The organism is Streptomyces sp. NPDC007162 (genome assembly GCF_040634175.1).
GTDB lineage: Bacteria > Actinomycetota > Actinomycetes > Streptomycetales > Streptomycetaceae > Streptomyces.
In genome coordinates this window covers 1-2,196 of record NZ_JBEYFC010000891.1, presented here as the reverse complement: position 1 = coordinate 2,196, position 2,196 = coordinate 1, and the positions used below count along the sequence as shown (strand labels likewise).

Genomic DNA, 2,196 nt, shown 5'->3' with positions numbered 1-2,196 from the left:
GCTGGTCGCAGCAATCAACGAGTGGCTGTGACCAGCACTTTCGCAACACGCCCTAGGGGTACTGATCGCGAGCGTTGTCAACGCTCCATCAAGGCGGAGGCCCCGTGCGGGGTGGAGGTGCCGAATCTTCACCGCACGGAGGCCTTCGCGTCCCACCGGGACGGCCGCCTGACCCCGTTCACGGCCGACGGCCGTCGGGCGACAGCGGACTCGTGGACACCTGCGCCGCCTTCCTGCACCGGGCTGCGGCCTTCTTCGCCACCTGCGGCATCGACCCCGTCGACACAGCTCGCCCCCAGGGCGCGCTCACGCCTCGTGCGCGGCCTCCTCCGCGGCCGACCTCGGCTCAGGAGCCGACGTTTCCCTTCTCGGCCAGGCGATCTCCAGACGGTTCTCCGGGTGGCCAGGTGTGCCGTTCCAGCGGTGCGACGGCGTCGTGGGCGGAGTGGATCTCCGGGAAGGCGGCTTGCGCACCCACCACCGTCGTTGCCCTCGGCTGCGCCGCGGTGCCGAGAACGGCAGGCACGCCTCGACCAGCGCCTCGCTCCCGCGCGGGCCCGACCGACCTGATGACCATTCCTCAGTGCGCAGGTCAAGGGCTGGTCATGGGGGCACAAGTCGGTCCGGGACGGGCGTACTCTTGGTGCGGATGTAAAGGACACCTCGTTCGGTGAGGCGTCTTCACGGACACAGGCCACTGATCCCACCCGTCGAGAGACGCTCCGGATCAGGACAGGTCTCCCCGGCCCAAGGGGTGACCCCAAGTGGCTTCCCCGCAGTGGGATCACGCCGTGGAGTGCCAAAGCTCTGACGAGATGGGGTGCGCCGGGACCGTTTGTCCTGGCTGCCCCTTGCCGCATGGCCGCCACGCCCCGTTGCGCGGCCGGGACCGGGAGGAGGCGACATGGACAGTAGTCCGGGTCACAGTCGGCCCTTCTCCGCGTTGTCCACGCCGTCCTTCCGCGGTCCGGGACAGCCCGTCCTTCCCTGATCCGCCAGGTGCACCGGCCTGGTCGGGCCGAGCGTCGGCCTGTCTGCGTGGCCGACGCCACCCCCGGGAAGGGCGGTGCTGGCCCGGGTCGCCCGTTGCCCCGTCATACCGGGGCAAGGGGGTGTTCACCTTGGCTGCCCACACTCTGCTCATGTCCACCTCGGCCCGTCTGCGGGACCGCCGGGTCCAACTGGAGCGCCGGGCCACCGCCTCCAAGGCGGTCCGCACCTCACTGGTCTCGCTCGCGGGCCTGATCGGCTGCCCGGTCACCAACCAGTCCGGCGACGAGGTCGGCCGCGTCGTCGATGTCGTCGCCCGGCTCTACGGCACCGAACCGTATCCGCCCGTCACGGGACTGATCCTGCGCATCGGCCGGCGCCGCACGTTCCTGCCCGCCGACGCCGTCGGCAAGGTGAGCGCCGGGCACGTACGGCTGCGTACCGCTCGGGTCGACCTGCGCGACTTCGTCCGCAGGCCCGGCGAGGTCCTGCTGGCCAAGGACGTGCTCGACCACCAACTGGTCGACGTCGACGGCGTGCAGGTCACCCGTGCCGCCGATCTCTACCTGGCGCCCCTGGCCGACCTGGTCGTCCTGGTCGGCGTGGACGTCTCCTTGCCCACCCTGCTGCGCCGCCTCGGCCCGCGCCGCTGGCAGGCCCGCCCCACCCCGGAACGCGTGCTTGACTGGCAGGCGGTCGCTCCCTTTGCCGAGCAGGCGACCGAAGGACCACCGGAGGTGCGGCTGCGCGCCTCCCGGACGGCGCTGCACCGGCTGCGCCCCGCCGACCTCGCCGACATCCTCGAGGACCTCGGCCGCGCCGAACGCCAGCAGCTGCTGGGCTGGCTGGAGCCGGAGCAGGCGGCAGACGCACTGGAGGAGATGGAACCGCACGAGCTGGAGAACCTGCTCCGAGAGGCCCACCCGGAGCACGCCGCCCGCCTCGTGGACGAGATGGAGCCGGACGAGGCCACCGACGCCCTGCGTGACCTCACCGGCGAGGAGCGCGAGGCCCTGCTCACCCGCATGCCGAAGAACGAGGCGGCTGAGCTGCGCCGGCTGCTGAACCACCGGGAAGGCACCGCGGGCGGTGCCATGACCACCCTGCTGCTGACCGCCCACCGGGACGAGACCGTCGCCGAGGTGCGTGCCGGCCGCGCACAGCCGCGCCCGGCGCGAGGGCGTGGTCATGGTCCTGGTCGCGGTG

1 protein-coding gene and 1 riboswitch are annotated in these 2,196 nt (G+C 72.0%); the gene reads left to right on the top strand.

Annotation, left to right across the window (positions count from 1 at the left end; genetic code table 11):
* Positions 1-655: 655 nt before the first annotated feature.
* Positions 656-827: riboswitch (M-box (ykoK) riboswitch) on the top strand.
* A gap of 315 nt (positions 828-1,142) precedes the next feature.
* Positions 1,143-2,196: magnesium transporter (locus ABZ646_RS45470; RefSeq protein WP_360533341.1), on the top strand; the 1,054-nt coding region annotated here is incomplete at its 3' end.